This window comes from Hymenobacter defluvii, from assembly GCF_017589435.1.
Taxonomy (GTDB): Bacteria; Bacteroidota; Bacteroidia; order Cytophagales; family Hymenobacteraceae; genus Hymenobacter; species Hymenobacter profundi.
On record NZ_JAGETX010000149.1, the window covers coordinates 1 to 243 of the forward strand.

1 pseudogene is annotated in these 243 nt (G+C 49.4%); it reads right to left on the reverse strand.

Features of this window, described 5'->3' with window-relative positions:
- A pseudogene (locus tag J4D97_RS23395) lies at positions 1-243 on the reverse strand (gliding motility protein GldN); the annotation flags it as partial.

A 243-nucleotide genomic window follows, 5' to 3' on the forward strand; every position in this document is an offset into this window, starting at 1 on the left:
TCAGCATCCGTGAAGCCAGCAGCTTTCTCAGCATCAGTTAGGCCTTGTGTTTCTTCTACATAAGAAGCATTTGCCTGTACTTGGGCTGGTGTTAGCGTCCGAGTCAGCGAGTCATTAGCATAAGCTTGCAACTCACCGCGCTTCACGGCATCCAGTATAATGCGGCTGATTTCTTTACCCTCGGCAAACATTGGCTTATTCTGCTTTTCCCGTAGGTCAACAGCGCGCCAGATAGTTTTGCTG